The following is a 17,248-nucleotide window of genomic DNA, read 5'->3' as shown; positions in this document are numbered from 1 at the left end:
CTATAATGGTACTATATCGAATTATGTCTATTCATGTAGGTCGAAAGTAACATATAGACAACCAAGGGGTGATGAGATGATTCGTGTTTTATTTATTTGTACGGGGAATACATGTAGAAGTCCAATGGCAGAATCAATATTACGAAGCAAAGCTGGTCATGAGATTGAAGTGAAATCGGCGGGGATTTATGCCGGTGATGGTAGTCCTGCTTCAGCAAATACCGCACAAGTTTTACAAGAAAATGGGATAGAGTGTACTCATACTTCTTCTTATCTAACAAAAGAACATGTGGGATGGGCAACTTGTATATTAACGATGACCAATCAACATAAACAAGCAATTCTTCAAAGCTTCCCAGAATCAAAAGACAAGGTATTTACGATAAAAGAATATGTGAATAGTAGCGGGGATGTTTCCGATCCTTTTGGAGGACCGGTCGATATATATAGAGAAACATATGCAGAACTAGAGCCGTTAATCGATCAAGTACTAGCTAAATTAAAATAGGTAAACTCAGGGGGAGAATCGGTTGGGAAAAAGGCGTTATAAATTTGGTCTCAAGTTAAAATTGGTTTTATTTACAACCATTTTAGCGATGGTTACATATTCAACATCTGCTATATTTATTTATTTTGTCTATCCTTTTGTAGATAACATGATAAACCAGGAAGTGTTTATGATTGGTACGTTAGCTCTTGGTATCATATGGTCGGGTATCCTTGCTTATTTTGCGGCATCGTTTATTACGAAGCCTCTCCAGAAGCTTGAGCAGGTGGCCATTCATGCGGCAAATGGAGATATTCGTGAGGATGTTCCGGTTTCTAAATCGGATGACGAGATTCGCAGCTTAAGCGTAGCGTTTAACAAAATGCTTCAAAACCTTCGCGAAATGGTAAAAAACATCGAGGGCAATTTCGAAACCACCAATCAAAAGGTGATTGAGATAACAAAGGCCTCTAGTCTTGCTTCAGAGCAAGCACAAAGTATTAGTCGAACCATTTCTGAAATATCGAGTGGAGCTGACAGCTCAGCGGTTTCTATTCAAGAAACAGCTGAGTCTGTAGAGGATGTCATAAAAATTGCCGAAGATGTCCAGCAAAATGCAAAAACTTCAGAAGGTTTAGCGGTAGAAATGGTGGACTCACTAAATAGTGGTAAAGAAATTGTGGAATCACTGATAGTCGGTATTAATAAGCTTGCTGATAATAATCAGGTTTCGCTTGAAGCGGTTAATCGTCTTGAGACGAATGCGAAAGAAGTGGAACATATTATTTCACTTGTAGGTGACATTGCTCGCCAAACGAATTTACTAGCATTAAATGCTTCTATTGAAGCAGCCCGAGCTGGCGAGCATGGTAAAGGCTTTGCTGTTGTTGCAGAAGAAGTACGAAAGCTTGCAGATGAAAGCTCTAGGGCCGTTCAAGGTATTTCGGAGTTAATCCAAAATATTCAGCAAGAGGTCCAAAGCGTGGTATCTCAAATTACCGAACAGGTTGCAGTAGCTAATGAAGAGGCGAAAAAGGGTGCCTTAACATCACAAGCCATTGCTGGGATGAATACGTCTGTTCATGAGGTGGCGGATGCAGTTAAGCAAATCGTAGAATTGGTGGAACAGCAAATGGAACGAATTCAGTCTACATCGCTACAGTCTCAGGAGGTAGCGGCGATTGCTGAAGAAACATCTGCTGGTGCGCAGGAAGTAAGTGCTGCCACTCAACATCAAGAGAGTGTCATTTGCGATGTGGATGCGCTAGCACAAGAGCTTGCTACACAAGCAAGTGAGTTAAAAAAGACAATCCAACGTTTTACCCTTTAAATTTTTCTTCGTTGAAAAAGCCCCCGTTTTGGTTCGGGAGTTCTTTTTTAGGTATAATAAGAGTAAAGTGTATGTCTCTGGCGAAATAATTGGCCAAGGCAATCGAATTATAGGGGGATTTATAATGAAGGTTGCAATAGCTTCTGACCATGGTGGTTTAGTATTGCGTGAAGAAATTAAAAATTTATTGGACGAACTTAAGATTGAATATGATGATTTTGGATGTGAATGTTCAACATCTGTCGATTATCCGGATTACGCCTTACCTGTTGCGAAGAAGGTAGCAAACGGTGAGTATGACCGTGGCATTTTAATCTGTGGCACTGGAATTGGTATGAGTATTGCTGCGAACAAGGTGCAAGGCATTCGTTGTGCCCTTTGTCATGATGTATTTAGTGCAAAGGCGACTCGTGAGCATAACAATAGTAATATTCTTGCTATGGGCGAACGTGTCATTGGACCAGGACTTGCGCGTGAAATTGCACAAGCTTGGCTTACAACGGAATTTTTAGGCGGTCGTCACGAGAACAGAGTCAATAAAATTACTACTTATGAAAACAACCCATCTGGGGAGTAATATACGAAATACACACGCCTGATGACTTGTTGAATCAGGCGTTTATTTGTCTTAAAGGAGGTAAAATAATGGTTGCAGATCTAGAGCTTTGGAGAGGGCAACTCCAAACAATCTTAACTGAGTATGCGGAGCAGGCCTCTTTGAAAAAAGGTGAGCTCCTCGTTGTGGGCTGCAGTACGAGTGAAGTAATTGGCGAAAGAATCGGAACAGCGGGATCAGAAGAAGTGGCGGAGATGATTTTTACCGAATTGGACATTCTTCGAAAGAATATCGGATTGGAACTCGCATTCCAGTGCTGTGAACATTTAAATCGTGCCATCGTTGTGGAACGGGAAACAGCTATACATAAAAATTACGAGCAAGTTACAGTTGTTCCCGTTCGTACAGCTGGTGGTGCAATGGCGACGTATGCTTACGAACATTTCAATGATCCGGTTGTAGTCGAGTTTATTAAAGCAGAAGCCGGGATTGACATTGGTGACACCTTCATTGGAATGCATCTTAAGCATGTTGCCGTGCCTATCCGTAGCTCGGTAAAGGAACTTGGCGGTGCACACGTAACAATGGCGAAAGTACGACCAAAACTCATCGGTGGCGAACGAGCCGTTTACCCAAATAAAAAAGAAAATAAGATATGTTAAAGGAGCTGCACGCAAAATAGAAAATAAGTTTTTAGTATACGGAGCAGTTGTAACAGGAAGGACCTGTGAAGGAACTTCTAAAATTAAAAGACGAAAAAAGTTTTAGAAACATCCAGTTTGGCGAATTCGACTATTGGATTTGAACGACGGAATGAAGTGGAGACAGGGTGAGAACCTTGTCTTTTTTTATTGGCTCTTTTCTAAAAAATTGTTGTTTATAGAAGTGCAACCCTAGTTGATTGAAGCGGAAGGCGGTGACTCCTGCGGGAAAAGCGTGAGACTTGAGACCCCACAGGAGCGTCAGCGACGAGGAGGCTCAAGCCACGCCCGCGGAAAGCTTCCGCCTGTAGCGTAAATCAACGGTATTTAAGAAAAACAGCCTTTTTATTTTACAATATACATGAACGTTAATACTTAAAATCTCTAAAATGTTCGTGTTTAACTAAATTCTTTCAAACCCCATGATTACCTAACAAAACTAGTTGTGACGCCGTTTTATCAAGATTAATCCTTATTTTACAACAACTTTGGTATCATTTAAAATATAAACTTATTCTTCCTACTACCGAATAAAAGTGTTACAATGGAAAGGTATTTTTCAAATTAGCGGAATAATTCATAAATAGAATAAAGGAGGATTCCAATGAAACATTTATCGGAGCAAGATCAACAAGTATTTCAATCAATTCAAGATGAACTAAAAAGACAACGTACTAAAATTGAACTGATTGCCTCTGAAAACTTTGTAAGTGAAGCAGTTATGGAAGCACAGGGATCTGTATTAACAAACAAATATGCTGAGGGGTACCCTGGCCGTCGTTACTATGGTGGTTGTGAACACGTGGATGTTGCAGAAAACATTGCAAGAGACCGTGCAAAGGAAATCTTCGGCGCTGAACACGTTAATGTGCAGCCGCACTCTGGTGCCCAAGCAAATATGGCTGTATACTTTACAATCTTAGAACAGGGTGACACTGTCCTTGGGATGAACCTTTCACATGGTGGTCATTTAACACACGGTAGCCCGGTAAACTTCAGTGGAATTCAATATAATTTCGTGGAGTACGGAGTAGATCCAGAAACACACAAAATCAATTATGATGATGTACGAGCAAAAGCTGTTGAGCATAAACCAAAGCTTATCGTTGCTGGAGCAAGTGCATATCCGCGTGCAATTGACTTTAAAAAGTTCAGAGAAATTGCGGATGAAGTTGGCGCATACTTAATGGTTGATATGGCTCATATCGCAGGTTTAGTGGCAACAGGTCTTCACGAAAACCCAGTTCCATATGCTGATTTCGTTACGACTACAACTCATAAAACACTCCGCGGTCCACGTGGTGGAATGATTCTTTGTAAAGAGGAATTCGCGAAGAAAATCGACAAGTCTATTTTCCCTGGTATCCAAGGTGGTCCATTAATGCATGTAATTGCTGCTAAGGCAGTCGCATTCGGAGAAGCACTATCTGACGAATTCAAGCAATATACACAAAACATTGTAGACAATGCTGCTAGATTAGCGGAATCCCTACAAAAAGAAGGTTTAGATCTAGTATCTGGCGGAACAGACAATCACTTATTACTTCTCGATGTTCGTTCACTAGGTTTAACTGGTAAAGTCGCTGAAAAGGTACTCGACGATATCGGTATCACAGTTAACAAAAACACGATACCATTTGACCCAGAAAGCCCATTCGTAACAAGTGGTATCCGTATTGGAACAGCTGCTGTTACAAGCAGAGGCTTTGGTTTAGAGGATATGGATGAAATTGCGTCAATCATCGCATTTGCATTGAAGAATGCAGAAGACGAAGCGAAGTTAGCTGAAGCGAGTAATCGTGTTGAATCACTAACTAGCAAATTTGTACTGTATCCAGAATACTAAGAGGTTAGAGCAGGACTCCCGTATTGGGCGTCCTGCTTTTTTGATTAGGGAGCAAAAAAGCGCTACCGGAGACTCATTCTGTAGTCGTTTGTCCCATATATAGCTCGTAGTGTCCCATATATTCTGAGCACTGTCCCGTATATTAAAGCTAGCGTCCCATAAAATCGAAACGATGTCCCATAAATCGTAATCACTGTCCCATAACCTATATAACCGACTCATCACCACGCAATCCCAAACCTCGCAACCACAAAAGAAGCGCCCAGACCAAAGTCTAAGCGCATTCCACAATTACTGTTTATTTTTCGGGATTCTTCCAGCTTTTTTGGCTGCTTCTTTTAATAAAAACTCGATATGGCTATTGACACTGCGGAAATCGTCAGCGGCCCATTTTTGTAGGATTTCGTAGAGGTCCGGGTCTAGCCGCAATGGAAAGCTTTTTTTCTTAGACATAGTTAACACTCATTAGTAGAGAGTTCCTGCGTTAATAACAGGCTGGGTGGATTTCTCAGAAACAATCGCCACAAGTAAGTTGTTTACCATTTGAACCTTACGCTCGTCATCAAGTTCAATCGTTCTATCCTGTTCTAACTGTTTAATGGCCATTTGTGCCATTCCAACAGCACCTTCGACGATTTTTTGGCGAGCTGCAATAATGGCTGTAGCTTGTTGACGTTGTAGCATAGCTTGAGCAATTTCAGTTGAATAAGCAAGGTGAGTAAGGCGAGCTTCTATAACTTGAACGCCAGCTACTTTCAATCGTTCCTGTAACTCGGCAGCTAACTCATTTGAAATTTCTTCCGAGTTTCCGCGTAATGTAAGCTCTACATTTTCAAATGTATCGTATGGATAGCGAGTTGCAACATGACGAATCGCGGTTTCACTTTGAATTTCAACAAACTCTTCGTAATGATCAACATCAAAGACGGCCTTCGCTGAATCGACAACCTTGTATACGACAACAGCAGCGATTTCAATTGGATTTCCTTCCACGTCATTCACCTTTAGTCTTTTACTATTAAAGTTGTTTACACGTAAAGACACAGTTCTGCGAAGAGAAAATGGTACCGTCAAGAACATCCCACTGTCGCGAATGGTCCCAAGGTATTTTCCGAAAAAGATGACAACACCAGCATTATTAGGTTGAACAATTGTGATTCCAGAGGCTAGTATGACCGCAGCAGCAACAAATAGAATTCCGAATACAATCTTAGTGTTAATCAGCATCATGACACCTAGTGCGATAAAAACAGCAATTATAAGAATTCCTAAAAAGCCATTAATCTTCCATACCTGTTTTTCATTCATGCAATCGACCTCATTTCGATATACTTTCTATATCATTATGATATCACTTTTGTATAAAAATGTAAATGAAATATCTGAAAATTTAATGTTATTTTTAAAGATGTTTGGTTTCTTCCTATTTTTAAAGCTGAACTTTATCCATTCTGTGTATTTTTGAATTACGTCTTGAACATGCCTTATTTTTTCTGTAAAATTTATTGAAGTGTGAAAAAGACAGTTCGTGGTGTTATTTTTACAGCTGATGGAAATTCTAAAAGAAGCATACTTAATAAAGGAGAGATGACTGATGGGGAAAGTGTACGTTTTTGATCACCCACTAATTCAACATAAGCTTACATACATACGAGATAAAAACACTGGTACAAAGGAATTCCGTGAGTTAGTTGATGAAGTCGCTAGCTTAATGGCGTTCGAGATTACGCGTGATATGCCGCTTGAGGAAGTGGAGGTTGAAACTCCTGTAAGTAAGGCGAAATCAAAAGTTTTATCTGGGAAAAAGATTGGAATTGTACCGATACTTCGCGCTGGTTTAGGTATGGTTGATGGAATACTACGTTTAATCCCAGCTGCAAAAGTAGGTCATGTGGGGCTTTACCGTGACCCTGAAACATTACAGCCAGTTGAGTACTACTTTAAAATGCCTTCTGATGTTCAAGAGCGTGAGTTTATTGTCGTAGACCCGATGCTTGCAACAGGTGGTTCAGCTGTTGAAGCGATTAATGCCTTGAAAAAACGTGGTGCAACTAACATAAAGTTTATGTGCTTAGTTGCAGCGCCTGAGGGTGTAGAAGCAATGAAAGAAGCTCATCCAGATGTAGATATTTATATTGCGGCGCTTGATGAGCAACTGAATGACCATGGTTATATCGTTCCAGGACTAGGGGATGCAGGAGATCGTCTATTCGGAACAAAGTAAATAGAAAAGTGAAAGCGCCTTGCTCAGAAATGAGAAAACTGGATACTCCGACAAAGAGGCGTCTTTTGCCTCTGAAGGAGGAGTAGAAGTTTCTCGAGTTTCTAGGCGCTGTAACTAGACACCTCACATATTTAACCACCTTTTGAGAAAAGCTATCTCAAAGAGGTGGTTTTTTTGTGAGAATTTTAGTGGCAATTTGTATGAGTATTACCCTCCTGTTATCAACCATTCCTGCTCATGCGCACCGTTTTCCAGACAGGCCACCGCTGCCTGAAGAGAACTTGAATGAAGTGGTCCATGAGATTATCATCACAAACAAGAACAAATTTGAACCATTACTAGAAAAAACTCGAGACTTTTCCTCTATTAAAATAAATCACATCTATAAGCATGTGTTTCCAGGCTTTTCATTGACGGGAACGAAGCGAGATATCCAACAGTTAAAAAAGGAATCGGGAATTGAACATAGCTCTCCTGTTGCTACCTATCAGGTGTCGGTCGAAGAGAGTGTCCCATTTATTGGTGGTAAAGAAATTCGCAGTCATTTTGATAAAAAAGATCATCGCCTAACTGGTAAGGGTATAAAAGTTGGGGTCATTGATACCGGAGTGGACTATACACATCCTGATTTACGAAGAAATTATATAGGGGGTTATGACCTTGTCGATGGTGATGATGACCCCATGGAAACAAGGGGAATTCAAGGACGTAATACCTCACATGGCACTCATGTTGCTGGAATCATTGCAGCAAATGGAAAAATCAAAGGGGTTGCACCTGAAGCAGATATAGTAGGCTACCGCGCGCTTGGACCTGGCGGAATGGGAACGTCGGAACAAGTCATAGCAGCCATAGACAAGGCGATTGAGGATAAAGTTGATGTGATCAATTTATCACTCGGTAATACCATCAACGGACCAGACTGGCCAACAAGTCTAGCCTTAGATAAGGCGGCGGAAAAAGGGATTGTTGCCGTAACATCCAGTGGGAACTCAGGCCCGATGGTCTGGACGGTTGGTTCACCAGGAACGTCTTCAAAAGCAATCTCCGTAGGTGCGTCTACACCTCCAATGACATTGCCTTATTTAACAGTAGGCTTTTCGGATAAAAAGATCGAACTGCAACCACTACAAGGTTCTGTACCCTGGAAACTTCAAAAGAAGTACGAGATTGTAAAAGCTGGGATTGGCACGGAACCGGACTTCCCTAAGGTTAAAAATAAAATTGTGCTTATGGAAAGAGGCCAAATTACGTTTACACAAAAAGCAATCCGGGCTTACGAAGAGGGGGCGATTGCGGTCCTCATCTACAACAATACAGTTGGAAACTTCTCAGGTTCGTTGGAAAAAGAACTACCCATACCAGTTGCATCTGTTTCACAGTCAGATGGGGAATGGCTCAAAAAACAAACAAAAAAGCAAAACAATGTGGTAAAGACAACGTATCAACCTGTAAAGGATACCATTGCCGAGTTTAGTTCGCGGGGTCCTGTTACCCATACATGGGCAATTAAGCCAGACGTTGTTGCACCAGGTGTTGCAATTGACAGTACGATTCCAAACGGATACCAGGAAATGCAAGGGACGAGTATGGCGGCACCTCATGTGGCGGGAGCCAGTGCTTTATTGAAGCAAGCCCATCCTGATTGGAATCCAGACCAAATAAAAGCAGCTCTGATGAACACGGCACGTCTATTAGAAAAAGAGGATGGCACCTTATATAAGCCGTATGAACAAGGAGCAGGTCGCATTCAATTGCACGAGGCGATACACTCAGAAACCTTAATTTACCCTGGTTCTTTTTCCGCAGGATTGCTTCACCAGCATGATAAACGTACAAAAAAACGGATAAAGGTAACGGTGGATAATCAGTCGGACCAAGAAAAGGAATACGCCTTTGAGATACCAAAAAAAACGAAGGGCATACAATGGGAATTGCCGATGCCCTTTACCGTTAAGGCGAAAGAAAAAAAGGTGATAACGATTGGAATGGATATAACCCCGAGCACGATTGGTGCTGGACTCCATCATGGGAACCTGTTTTTAAAAGAAGGAGATAAGGAGTACCACATCCCGTATTTATATGTGATAGAAGAGCCTGACTATCCGCGCATCATGGGCTTTCAATTTGGTAAAGGCGATCAAGAGGATGTATTCAGGTACGAGTTATACTTACCAGGTGGAGCGGAAGAGTATGGAATTGTATTATATGATCCGGACACACTCCGATTTGTTGCTTTCCTGGACTGGGACCGAAATGTTGCTAGAGGATTAATAGAGAAAAAAGTGAATCGAAAAGAAAGAAACTTAAATGGGATATACAAAGCTGTAATTTTTGTAAAAAAGGCAGGTAAGGAAGAAATCCTTGAAACTGAAATTTCATTTGAAGATACCATGATAGGCGGCCACTAAAGATAATCAGCAGGAGTAAATGCTTCTGCTGATTTTTAGTTGAAGTCAGATTTTGAGCAATTCAGGCTATTTAAATATGAAAGTTTTGTGAACGATGTTTGAATTTTTGGATTTGCACTACCATTATAGGACTAATAAAATTACGGTAGAATCGCCTTTTGTAAGCAGAAGTTAGAGAGTGACGAACCCTTGTGAGAAGGTGAACTTTTTCCTGTCAAACAATTGACATTAATGGGTGCCTATTGTATGCTTACAAAGGGTATAAATGAGAGGGTTTACACGCAGGAAACACTTGAAAAATTAAGTATTTTCTGACACCTGCATTTAACGCAGAAGTGAGGAATGCTGATGCGTAAGAATGAAAAATATCCTATACGAGCCTATGCGCTCATGACTGGTATTCTATCCAATTTGGTAGGATCGATTTTAGTAGGTATATTCTCTGGTAGATGGCTTGATCAAATGCTGGGCACTGAACCAACTTTGTTAATTATCGGCCTTCTATTGGGACTAGCTACTGGAGTCTATGCGACATTTCGCCTGGTCAACTACTTTTTTTCAGGAGATTAATTTGATATGCAGGATTTATCCATAGCATTTACGAGATATCGTAAATACATACTCTACTTACTCGCAATCTATGTGCTAGGCTGGGGATTTACAGCATATAAATCGGTCTTCTTAGGTTTAATACTCGGGACACTCGGGAGTCTATATATTTTATTCTCGATGGTTCAAAAACACAAGCAATTTAGTAAAGCCTATGACGAGGGTCGTGCAGTCCGATCACTAGGAACGATGTCAAGAATGGCAACGGCTGGTTTAGCAGTTTTAATTGTGTTAGAGTTTCCGGAAATGTTTCACCTAGGTAGTATGGTTATTGGATTAATGACATTTTATTTTGTCATTATGATAGATTTCTTTTTTCAAAAACTTCATAAATAGACGACAAGCATTAGCTCTTCGAATACTAGAATCGCATGAGCTAAAGCATATGGAAGAGAGGTGAATACTTTGGGTCACGAAGCTCCTATAAGAGAAATATTTGGGCTTTATTTTAACCTATCTAACATTCTAATGATTACAGTTGCGAGTGTGATTGTCTTCATTATCGCTGTTCTTGGAACTCGTACCCTTGCAATGAAGCCAACCGGTACTCAGAACTTTATGGAATGGGTCATCGACTTCGTTCGAGGAATTATCAAAAGTTCTATGGACTGGAATACGGGAGGTCGATTCTTAACATTAGGAATTACATTGTTAATGTATATCTTCATTTCGAACGTGTTAGGATTGCCACTCGCAGTTGCAGTCAATCATGAATTATGGTGGAAATCACCAACTGCGGATCCACTTATCACATTAACACTAGCAGTTATGGTAGTTGGGTTATCTCACTACTACGGTATTAAAATGCATGGTGCCAAAGAATACGGTAAAGGATTCTTGAAGCCAATGCCATTTATGTTCCCACTAAAGATAATTGAAGAATTTGCGAATACATTAACTCTCGGACTGCGTCTATTCGGTAATATCTATGCAGGTGAAATTCTGCTAGGTTTAATTGCAGGAATGGCAGTAAGTGGTTATGGTAGTAGCATTTTTGGAGGTATTATAGGTACAATTTTATCTCTAATACCAATGCTTGCATGGCAAGGATTCAGTTTATTTATTGGTGCAATTCAAGCGTTTATCTTTGTAATGTTAACGATGGTTTATATGTCTCACAAAGTGAGCACTGACCATTAACATAAATACCTTGTCCAGAATGAGACTTTTTGGGCAATCCATTTTTAGAACTATTAATTCTTATACAAATTAAAGGAGGAAATTTATAATGGGTGCATTAGCAGCAGCAATTGCAATAGGTTTAGCAGCACTAGGTGCAGGTTTTGGTAACGGAATGATCGTAAGTCGTACAGTAGAGGGGATTGCTCGTCAACCAGAAGCAAAGGGTGCCCTTCAAACAACTATGTTCATCGGGGTTGCATTAGTTGAGGCGATTCCAATCATCGCCGTAGTTGTTGCGTTCATGGTAATGGGACGATAATAGCAAATAATGGCGAAGTTGTCTCAGGTGAGAACCTTCGCCATTCCTATGTATAGATGAAATTATGAAAAATAGCGTGTGAGGATTTTACTACATTGTAGCCTCACCCTTTAATTATAGACTTCCATACGACATTGGAACTCTGAAAGGAGTGAATATAGGTGTTAGATTTATTTGTCTTAGGTGCTGCCGCAGGTGAGTCACCGCTACCACTAGGGGACATCCTTTTCCAATTGGCTGCGTTTATTATTTTACTAGCCTTACTTCGTAAATATGCGTTTGGTCCACTAATGAACGTCATGAAACAACGTGAAGAACACGTTGCGAATGAAATTGATTCTGCAGAGAAAAATCATCAAGAAGCGAAGAAACTAGCAGAAGAACAACGTGAGTTACTTAAAAAATCACGTACAGAAGCTGCTGAGTTAATCGAAAATGCACGTAAATTAGGTGAAGAGCAGAAAGAAGGCATCATCACTGCTGCTCGTGAAGAAGCAAACCGTTTAAAGGAAGCTGCGAAACAGGAAATCGTTCAAGAAAAAGAACAAGCTGTTACAGCTTTACGCGAACAAGTTGCATCACTTTCAGTATTAGTTGCTTCTAAAGTGATTGAAAAGGAACTTAGCCTTAAAGATCAAGAGAAGTTAATTAACGAATATATTCAAGAGGTAGGAGAAGGGCGATGAGCAAAGGAATCGTAGCAAAACGATATGCAGTAGCTCTTTTTCAATTAGCAAATGAACAAAATGCACTTGATAAGTATGAAGATGAGATTCGTACCGTTAAACAAGTGTTTTTAAATAGCGAGGATTTCCAATCAGTATTAAGAAATCCGAAGCTTTCAATTGATAGTAAAAAAGCGATTGTTACTCAAGCTTTCCAAGGCTTTTCACAGATGACATTAAATACATTGCATTTATTAATTGACCGTCATCGTGAGGATATCATTGCTGACGTTGCAGATCACTTCATTTTACTTGCAAATGATAGACGAGGAATTGCAGATGCAACTGTCTACTCCGTACGTCCTTTAACAGAGACTGAAGAAGTAGGGATTTCAAGTGTATTTGCAAAGAAAGTTGGAAAATCATCTTTACGTATTCAAAACATTGTAGATTCAAGTCTGATTGGTGGCGTGAAGCTTCGAATCGGAAATCGTATATTTGATGGAAGTGTAAAAGGTAAGTTAGATCGCTTAGAGCGTGAACTTATTGTTAAAAGATAGGGGTGAAATTCATGAGCATCAAAGCTGAAGAAATTAGTGCGCTGATAAAAAAGCAAATTGAAAACTATCAGTCTGAAATACAAGTGAGCGAAGTTGGTACAGTTATCAGTGTCGGTGACGGTATCGCACGTGCTCATGGCCTCGACAATGTCATGGCTGGAGAACTCGTTGAATTTTCAAACGGTGTCATGGGTATGGCACAAAACCTTGAAGAAAACAACGTGGGTATTATCATCCTTGGTCCTTTCACAGATATTCGTGAAGGTGACGAAGTACGTCGTACAGGACGTATCATGGAGGTTCCAGTTGGTGAAGCATTGATCGGCCGTGTTGTTAACTCTCTAGGACAACCAGTTGATGGTCTAGGTCCAATCGAAACTACAAAAACTCGTCCAATCGAAAGTCCAGCTCCTGGAATCATGGATCGTAAATCGGTTCATGAACCATTACAAACTGGTATTAAAGCGATTGACGCATTGATTCCAATCGGTCGTGGTCAGCGTGAGTTAATCATCGGTGACCGTCAAACAGGTAAAACATCTGTAGCGATCGACACAATTCTTAACCAAAAGAACGAAAATATGATTTGTATTTACGTTGCGATTGGTCAAAAAGAATCAACAGTTCGTGGTGTTGTTGAAACATTACGTAAAAACGGTGCATTAGATTACACAATCGTTGTAACTGCTTCTGCATCACAACCTGCTCCAATGTTATTCTTAGCTCCATATGCTGGTGTAACAATGGGTGAAGAGTTCATGTACAACGGTAAGCACGTTTTAGTTATCTATGATGACTTAACAAAACAAGCATCTGCATATCGTGAACTTTCATTATTACTACGTCGTCCTCCAGGTCGTGAAGCATATCCAGGGGATGTATTCTACCTACACTCTCGTTTACTTGAGCGTGCTGCGAAGCTTTCTGATGAAAAAGGTGGCGGTTCAATCACTGCTTTACCATTTATCGAAACACAAGCTGGTGACGTATCTGCGTACATTCCAACAAACGTAATTTCGATTACGGATGGACAAATTTTCTTACAATCTGATTTGTTCTTCTCAGGTGTACGTCCTGCTGTTAACGCAGGTTTATCGGTATCACGTGTTGGTGGGTCTGCCCAAATCAGTGCGATGAAGAAGGTATCTGGTACATTACGTCTAGACCTTGCGTCTTACCGTGAACTAGAAGCTTTTGCTCAGTTCGGTTCAGATCTTGATAAGGCGACTCAAGCAAAACTTAACCGTGGAGCTCGTACTGTTGAGGTACTAAAACAAGGCTTAAACAAACCACAAGCAGTAGAAAAGCAAGTTGCGATTCTATATGCACTAACTCGTGGTTTCATTGATGATATCCCAGTAGAAGACATCTCTCGTTTTGAAGATGAATACCTAGTATGGTTAGAACATAACCGTAAAGCTGAAATCCTTGATCACATCAAATCAACTGGTAAACTTCCAGAAGATGAAGTGTTTGCTTCTGCAATCAACGATTTCAAAAAGACTTTTGCGGTTTCTGAGTAAAGACGAAATGCGGAAGCGACCGTTAGCGACGTACGGACTGAGGCCCACACGAGGTGGGTTACACAGACGTTGCCACAGGACGTGGCGAACTTAGTCTGTGTTCCTACTGGAGATAAAGGAAACACGAAGAGCAAAGCGATTCGATGTTGAGCTTATCGTACGGAGGGTGAGGGAAGTCTCGCTAGTCGCTGGGAGCTGAAGCTGGACATTAGAACTTTAATTTTCGAGCGACGTGCTTTCGAAGCTCGTCGCTTGTCTGAATAAAGCTTGTTGACTCGGTTCCAAAGTTTTTAACTTTATTCAGCAGAATTCCTTACTTTTTATTCGGGGATGAATGCAAATAGAGTGTACAATTCAGTGGAGGTTCAAACTCCAACTGAATAAAGTTAAAGCCTCCGGCGGATGCCTCGATTTTTAAAAGGAAGTTTTTCGAGCAAGCTCGAAAAAAATCGGGCGCAAATACGCCTAGGCGCATTTGATTGATAAATCGAGGAAAAGGTGGTGAGAACCTTTGGCATCCTTACGTGATATAAAAACGAGAATCACATCGACAAAGAAAACTAGTCAAATTACGAAAGCGATGCAGATGGTTTCAGCGTCTAAATTTAGCCGTGCTGAAGCAAATGCAAAATCGTTTGTTCCATATATGGAAAAAATCCAAGAGGTCGTTTCGAATATTGCAATGGGTAGCTCTGATGTGAGCCATCCGATGCTCCTTTCAAGACCTGTAAAAAAGACTGCTTATATCGTTATCACATCTGACCGTGGATTAGCCGGTGCTTATAACAGTAACGTAATCCGTGGTGCGTACCAGGCGATGCAAAAACGTCATAAAAGCAATGACGAATTTACAGTAATCGCAATCGGGCGTGTTGGTCGTGACTTTTTTGTGAAAAGAGGAATTTCTGTATCTCTTGAAATCGCTGGTTTATCTGATCAGCCTACATTTGCAGAAATTAAGGATATTGCAAATAGCACGGTGAGCATGTTTGCGGATGGTACGTATGATGAACTCTACATGTGGTATAACCACTTTGTAAGTGCTATTCAACACGATGTGACTGAGAAAAAGCTATTACCGTTAACGGAATTAGCTGAGAACAAAAAACAAACTTCTTATGAATTTGAACCTTCACAAGAAGCGATTTTAGAGGTATTACTACCTCAGTATGCTGAAAGTCTCATCTATGGAGCACTTTTAGATGGAAAAGCAAGTGAACACGCGGCTCGTATGACTGCGATGAAAAATGCGACAGACAATGCAAAAGAGCTTATCGATTCACTTACACTTTCATACAACCGTGCTCGTCAGGCTGCAATTACGCAAGAAATTACAGAAATTGTCGGCGGAGCAGCCGCATTAGAATAGATTCTTCAACATGTATTTTAAGGCATTCAAAGTGTGCGGAAATTTTTGAATGACCGCCAAAAGCAAGATAGGAGGGAAAACGATGACAAAAGGACGTATTACCCAAGTTATGGGTCCGGTTGTAGACGTACAGTTTGACAGCGGCCATCTTCCAGAGATATATAACGCCCTTACAATTACTCATACTGCGCGTAATGAAAATGAAGTTAATATTAACTTAACATTAGAAGTTGCGCTTCACCTTGGTGATGACACTGTACGTACAGTTGCGATGTCATCTACTGACGGTGTAGTTCGTGGATTAGAGGTAACTGATACTGGTAAGCCAATCTCAGTACCAGTAGGAGATGTGACACTTGGACGTGTATTTAACGTACTAGGTGAACACATTGACCTTGATGCACCAGTTCCTGCTGATGCACGTCGTGATTCAATTCATAGAGAAGCACCAACATTTGAACAACTTTCAACTGAGGTTGAAATTCTTGAAACTGGTATTAAAGTAGTAGACCTTCTAGCACCTTACATTAAAGGTGGTAAAATCGGTCTATTCGGTGGTGCGGGAGTTGGTAAAACGGTTCTTATCCAAGAACTTATTAACAACATCGCACAAGAACACGGTGGTATTTCCGTATTCGCCGGTGTAGGTGAGCGTACTCGTGAAGGGAACGACTTATACTACGAAATGAAAGATTCTGGAGTTATTTCGAAAACTGCGATGGTATTCGGACAAATGAACGAACCACCAGGAGCACGTATGCGTGTAGCTCTAACTGGTCTTACAATGGCGGAATTCTTCCGTGATGAGCAAGGCCAAGACGTGTTATTCTTCATTGATAACATTTTCCGATTCACTCAAGCAGGTTCTGAAGTTTCAGCCCTACTTGGACGTATGCCATCTGCGGTTGGTTACCAACCAACACTAGCAACTGAGATGGGTAAATTACAAGAACGTATTACTTCAACAAACGTTGGATCTGTAACGTCAATCCAAGCGATTTACGTTCCTGCCGATGACTATACGGACCCGGCTCCAGCAACAACGTTTGCTCACTTAGATGCAACAACTAACCTTGAGCGTAAACTTTCTGAGATGGGTATCTACCCAGCGGTGGATCCATTAGCATCTACTTCTCGTGCATTATCTCCAGAAGTTGTTGGAGAAGAGCACTATGAAGTCGCTCGTCAAGTACAACAAACGTTACAACGTTACCGTGAACTACAAGACATCATTGCAATCCTAGGTATGGATGAGTTAGGTGATGAGGATAAGTTAACCGTACACCGTGCGCGTCGTATCCAATTCTTCTTATCTCAAAACTTCCACGTTGCGGAACAGTTCACTGGTCAACCAGGTTCTTATGTACCTGTTAGCGAAACAGTACGTGGCTTCAAAGAGATCCTAGAAGGTAAATACGATTATCTTCCTGAAGATGCGTTCCGTCTAGTTGGTCGAATTGAAGAAGCGGTAGAAGCTGGAAAGCGCATGGGTGTTGAAGCCTAATTAACGGGACCTAGGAGGGTAT

Annotated in this window: 18 protein-coding genes; 16 read left to right on the top strand and 2 right to left on the bottom strand. The window is 40.9% G+C overall.

Annotation, left to right across the window (positions count from 1 at the left end):
• The first annotated feature begins 76 nt into the window (after window positions 1-76).
• From CZ490_RS16440 to CZ490_RS16420, 5 genes are all read left to right on the top strand, one after another.
• A complete protein-coding gene (locus CZ490_RS16440) occupies window positions 77-508 on the top strand; it encodes a low molecular weight protein arginine phosphatase (RefSeq protein ID WP_077619919.1) in 432 nt (143 codons plus the stop codon).
• Window positions 509-530: 22 nt separating this feature from the next.
• On the top strand, window positions 531-1,817 hold the full coding sequence (locus CZ490_RS16435) for a methyl-accepting chemotaxis protein (protein WP_200801596.1): 1,287 nt from the start codon (window positions 531-533) through the stop codon (window positions 1,815-1,817).
• Window positions 1,818-1,941: 124 nt separating this feature from the next.
• Window positions 1,942-2,394: a ribose 5-phosphate isomerase B gene (gene rpiB / locus CZ490_RS16430; RefSeq protein WP_077619918.1), complete on the top strand. Its 453-nt coding sequence runs from the start codon at window positions 1,942-1,944 to the stop codon at window positions 2,392-2,394.
• Between the two features lie 68 nt (window positions 2,395-2,462).
• On the top strand, window positions 2,463-3,035 hold the full coding sequence (locus tag CZ490_RS16425) for a TIGR01440 family protein (protein WP_077619917.1): 573 nt from the start codon (window positions 2,463-2,465) through the stop codon (window positions 3,033-3,035).
• Window positions 3,036-3,678: 643 nt separating this feature from the next.
• Window positions 3,679-4,920, top strand: a complete 1,242-nt coding sequence (locus tag CZ490_RS16420) for a serine hydroxymethyltransferase (protein ID WP_077619916.1) — start codon at window positions 3,679-3,681, stop codon at window positions 4,918-4,920.
• Window positions 4,921-5,211: 291 nt separating this feature from the next.
• Here the strand turns inward: CZ490_RS16420 and CZ490_RS16415 are convergent, their stop codons facing one another.
• Together CZ490_RS16415 and CZ490_RS16410 are read right to left on the bottom strand one after the other, a co-directional pair.
• Complete coding sequence (locus CZ490_RS16415) at window positions 5,212-5,373, bottom strand: type II toxin-antitoxin system antitoxin (protein ID WP_077619915.1); 162 nt, start codon at window positions 5,371-5,373, stop codon at window positions 5,212-5,214.
• A 12-nt stretch (window positions 5,374-5,385) separates the two neighbouring features.
• Complete coding sequence (locus tag CZ490_RS16410) at window positions 5,386-6,228, bottom strand: SPFH domain-containing protein (protein WP_077619914.1); 843 nt, start codon at window positions 6,226-6,228, stop codon at window positions 5,386-5,388.
• A 286-nt stretch (window positions 6,229-6,514) separates the two neighbouring features.
• Between CZ490_RS16410 and upp the strand changes: the two genes are divergently transcribed.
• The 11 genes from upp to atpD all read left to right on the top strand — a co-directional run bounded on the left by upp (window position 6,515) and on the right by atpD (window position 17,226).
• The gene (gene upp, locus CZ490_RS16405; RefSeq protein ID WP_077619913.1) at window positions 6,515-7,144 is read left to right on the top strand and encodes a uracil phosphoribosyltransferase; all 630 of its coding nucleotides are present in this window, start codon (window positions 6,515-6,517) and stop codon (window positions 7,142-7,144) included.
• 176 nt (window positions 7,145-7,320) lie between these two features.
• Complete coding sequence (locus tag CZ490_RS16400; RefSeq protein WP_234987252.1) at window positions 7,321-9,555, top strand: S8 family serine peptidase; 2,235 nt, start codon at window positions 7,321-7,323, stop codon at window positions 9,553-9,555.
• A 348-nt stretch (window positions 9,556-9,903) separates the two neighbouring features.
• Window positions 9,904-10,125, top strand: coding sequence for an AtpZ/AtpI family protein (locus CZ490_RS16395; protein ID WP_077619912.1), 222 nt, complete (start codon window positions 9,904-9,906; stop codon window positions 10,123-10,125).
• 6 nt (window positions 10,126-10,131) lie between these two features.
• Entirely contained in the window at window positions 10,132-10,500 is a 369-nt protein-coding gene (locus CZ490_RS16390) for an ATP synthase subunit I (RefSeq protein ID WP_077619911.1), read from the top strand.
• Window positions 10,501-10,569: 69 nt separating this feature from the next.
• Window positions 10,570-11,304, top strand: coding sequence for a F0F1 ATP synthase subunit A (gene atpB, locus CZ490_RS16385; RefSeq protein ID WP_077619910.1), 735 nt, complete (start codon window positions 10,570-10,572; stop codon window positions 11,302-11,304).
• A gap of 88 nt (window positions 11,305-11,392) precedes the next feature.
• The gene (gene atpE, locus CZ490_RS16380) at window positions 11,393-11,605 is read left to right on the top strand and encodes a F0F1 ATP synthase subunit C (protein WP_077619909.1); all 213 of its coding nucleotides are present in this window, start codon (window positions 11,393-11,395) and stop codon (window positions 11,603-11,605) included.
• 161 nt (window positions 11,606-11,766) lie between these two features.
• The gene (gene atpF / locus CZ490_RS16375) at window positions 11,767-12,291 is read left to right on the top strand and encodes a F0F1 ATP synthase subunit B (protein ID WP_077619908.1); all 525 of its coding nucleotides are present in this window, start codon (window positions 11,767-11,769) and stop codon (window positions 12,289-12,291) included.
• A complete protein-coding gene (locus CZ490_RS16370) occupies window positions 12,288-12,830 on the top strand; it encodes a F0F1 ATP synthase subunit delta (protein WP_077619907.1) in 543 nt (180 codons plus the stop codon). The genes atpF and CZ490_RS16370 overlap by 4 nt, the downstream gene beginning before the upstream one ends.
• Before the next feature lie 11 nt (window positions 12,831-12,841).
• On the top strand, window positions 12,842-14,353 hold the full coding sequence (atpA, locus tag CZ490_RS16365) for a F0F1 ATP synthase subunit alpha (protein ID WP_077619906.1): 1,512 nt from the start codon (window positions 12,842-12,844) through the stop codon (window positions 14,351-14,353).
• Window positions 14,354-14,864: 511 nt separating this feature from the next.
• Window positions 14,865-15,722 (top strand): F0F1 ATP synthase subunit gamma, encoded by an 858-nt coding sequence (locus tag CZ490_RS16360; RefSeq protein ID WP_077619905.1) that lies wholly within the window; start codon window positions 14,865-14,867, stop codon window positions 15,720-15,722.
• Window positions 15,723-15,804: 82 nt separating this feature from the next.
• Complete coding sequence (gene atpD / locus CZ490_RS16355) at window positions 15,805-17,226, top strand: F0F1 ATP synthase subunit beta (protein ID WP_077619904.1); 1,422 nt, start codon at window positions 15,805-15,807, stop codon at window positions 17,224-17,226.
• The last annotated feature ends 22 nt before the right edge of the window (window positions 17,227-17,248 follow it).

The organism is Litchfieldia sinesaloumensis (assembly GCF_900156865.1).
Lineage (GTDB): Bacteria > Bacillota > Bacilli > Bacillales > Bacillaceae_L > Ferdinandcohnia > Ferdinandcohnia sinesaloumensis.
Note: the sequence above shows the minus strand (reverse complement) of the source record. Positions and strands in the feature narration are given on the sequence as shown.

Bases quoted from the DNA above. Each gene is read 5' to 3' on its own strand.
- CZ490_RS16390 (WP_077619911.1), top strand. From the start codon at position 10,132: ATGCAGGATTTATCCATAGCATTTACGAGATATCGTAAATACATACTC.
- CZ490_RS16425 (WP_077619917.1), top strand. From the start codon at position 2,463: ATGGTTGCAGATCTAGAGCTTTGGAGAGGGCAACTCCAAACAATCTTA.
- CZ490_RS16420 (WP_077619916.1), top strand. From the start codon at position 3,679: ATGAAACATTTATCGGAGCAAGATCAACAAGTATTTCAATCAATTCAA.
- CZ490_RS16440 (WP_077619919.1), top strand. From the start codon at position 77: ATGATTCGTGTTTTATTTATTTGTACGGGGAATACATGTAGAAGTCCA.
- CZ490_RS16395 (WP_077619912.1), top strand. From the start codon at position 9,904: ATGCGTAAGAATGAAAAATATCCTATACGAGCCTATGCGCTCATGACT.
- atpA (WP_077619906.1), top strand. From the start codon at position 12,842: ATGAGCATCAAAGCTGAAGAAATTAGTGCGCTGATAAAAAAGCAAATT.
- CZ490_RS16410 (WP_077619914.1), bottom strand. From the start codon at position 6,228: ATGAATGAAAAACAGGTATGGAAGATTAATGGCTTTTTAGGAATTCTT.
- atpD (WP_077619904.1), top strand. From the start codon at position 15,805: ATGACAAAAGGACGTATTACCCAAGTTATGGGTCCGGTTGTAGACGTA.
- atpE (WP_077619909.1), top strand. From the start codon at position 11,393: ATGGGTGCATTAGCAGCAGCAATTGCAATAGGTTTAGCAGCACTAGGT.
- rpiB (WP_077619918.1), top strand. From the start codon at position 1,942: ATGAAGGTTGCAATAGCTTCTGACCATGGTGGTTTAGTATTGCGTGAA.
- CZ490_RS16370 (WP_077619907.1), top strand. From the start codon at position 12,288: ATGAGCAAAGGAATCGTAGCAAAACGATATGCAGTAGCTCTTTTTCAA.
- CZ490_RS16415 (WP_077619915.1), bottom strand. From the start codon at position 5,373: ATGTCTAAGAAAAAAAGCTTTCCATTGCGGCTAGACCCGGACCTCTAC.
- upp (WP_077619913.1), top strand. From the start codon at position 6,515: ATGGGGAAAGTGTACGTTTTTGATCACCCACTAATTCAACATAAGCTT.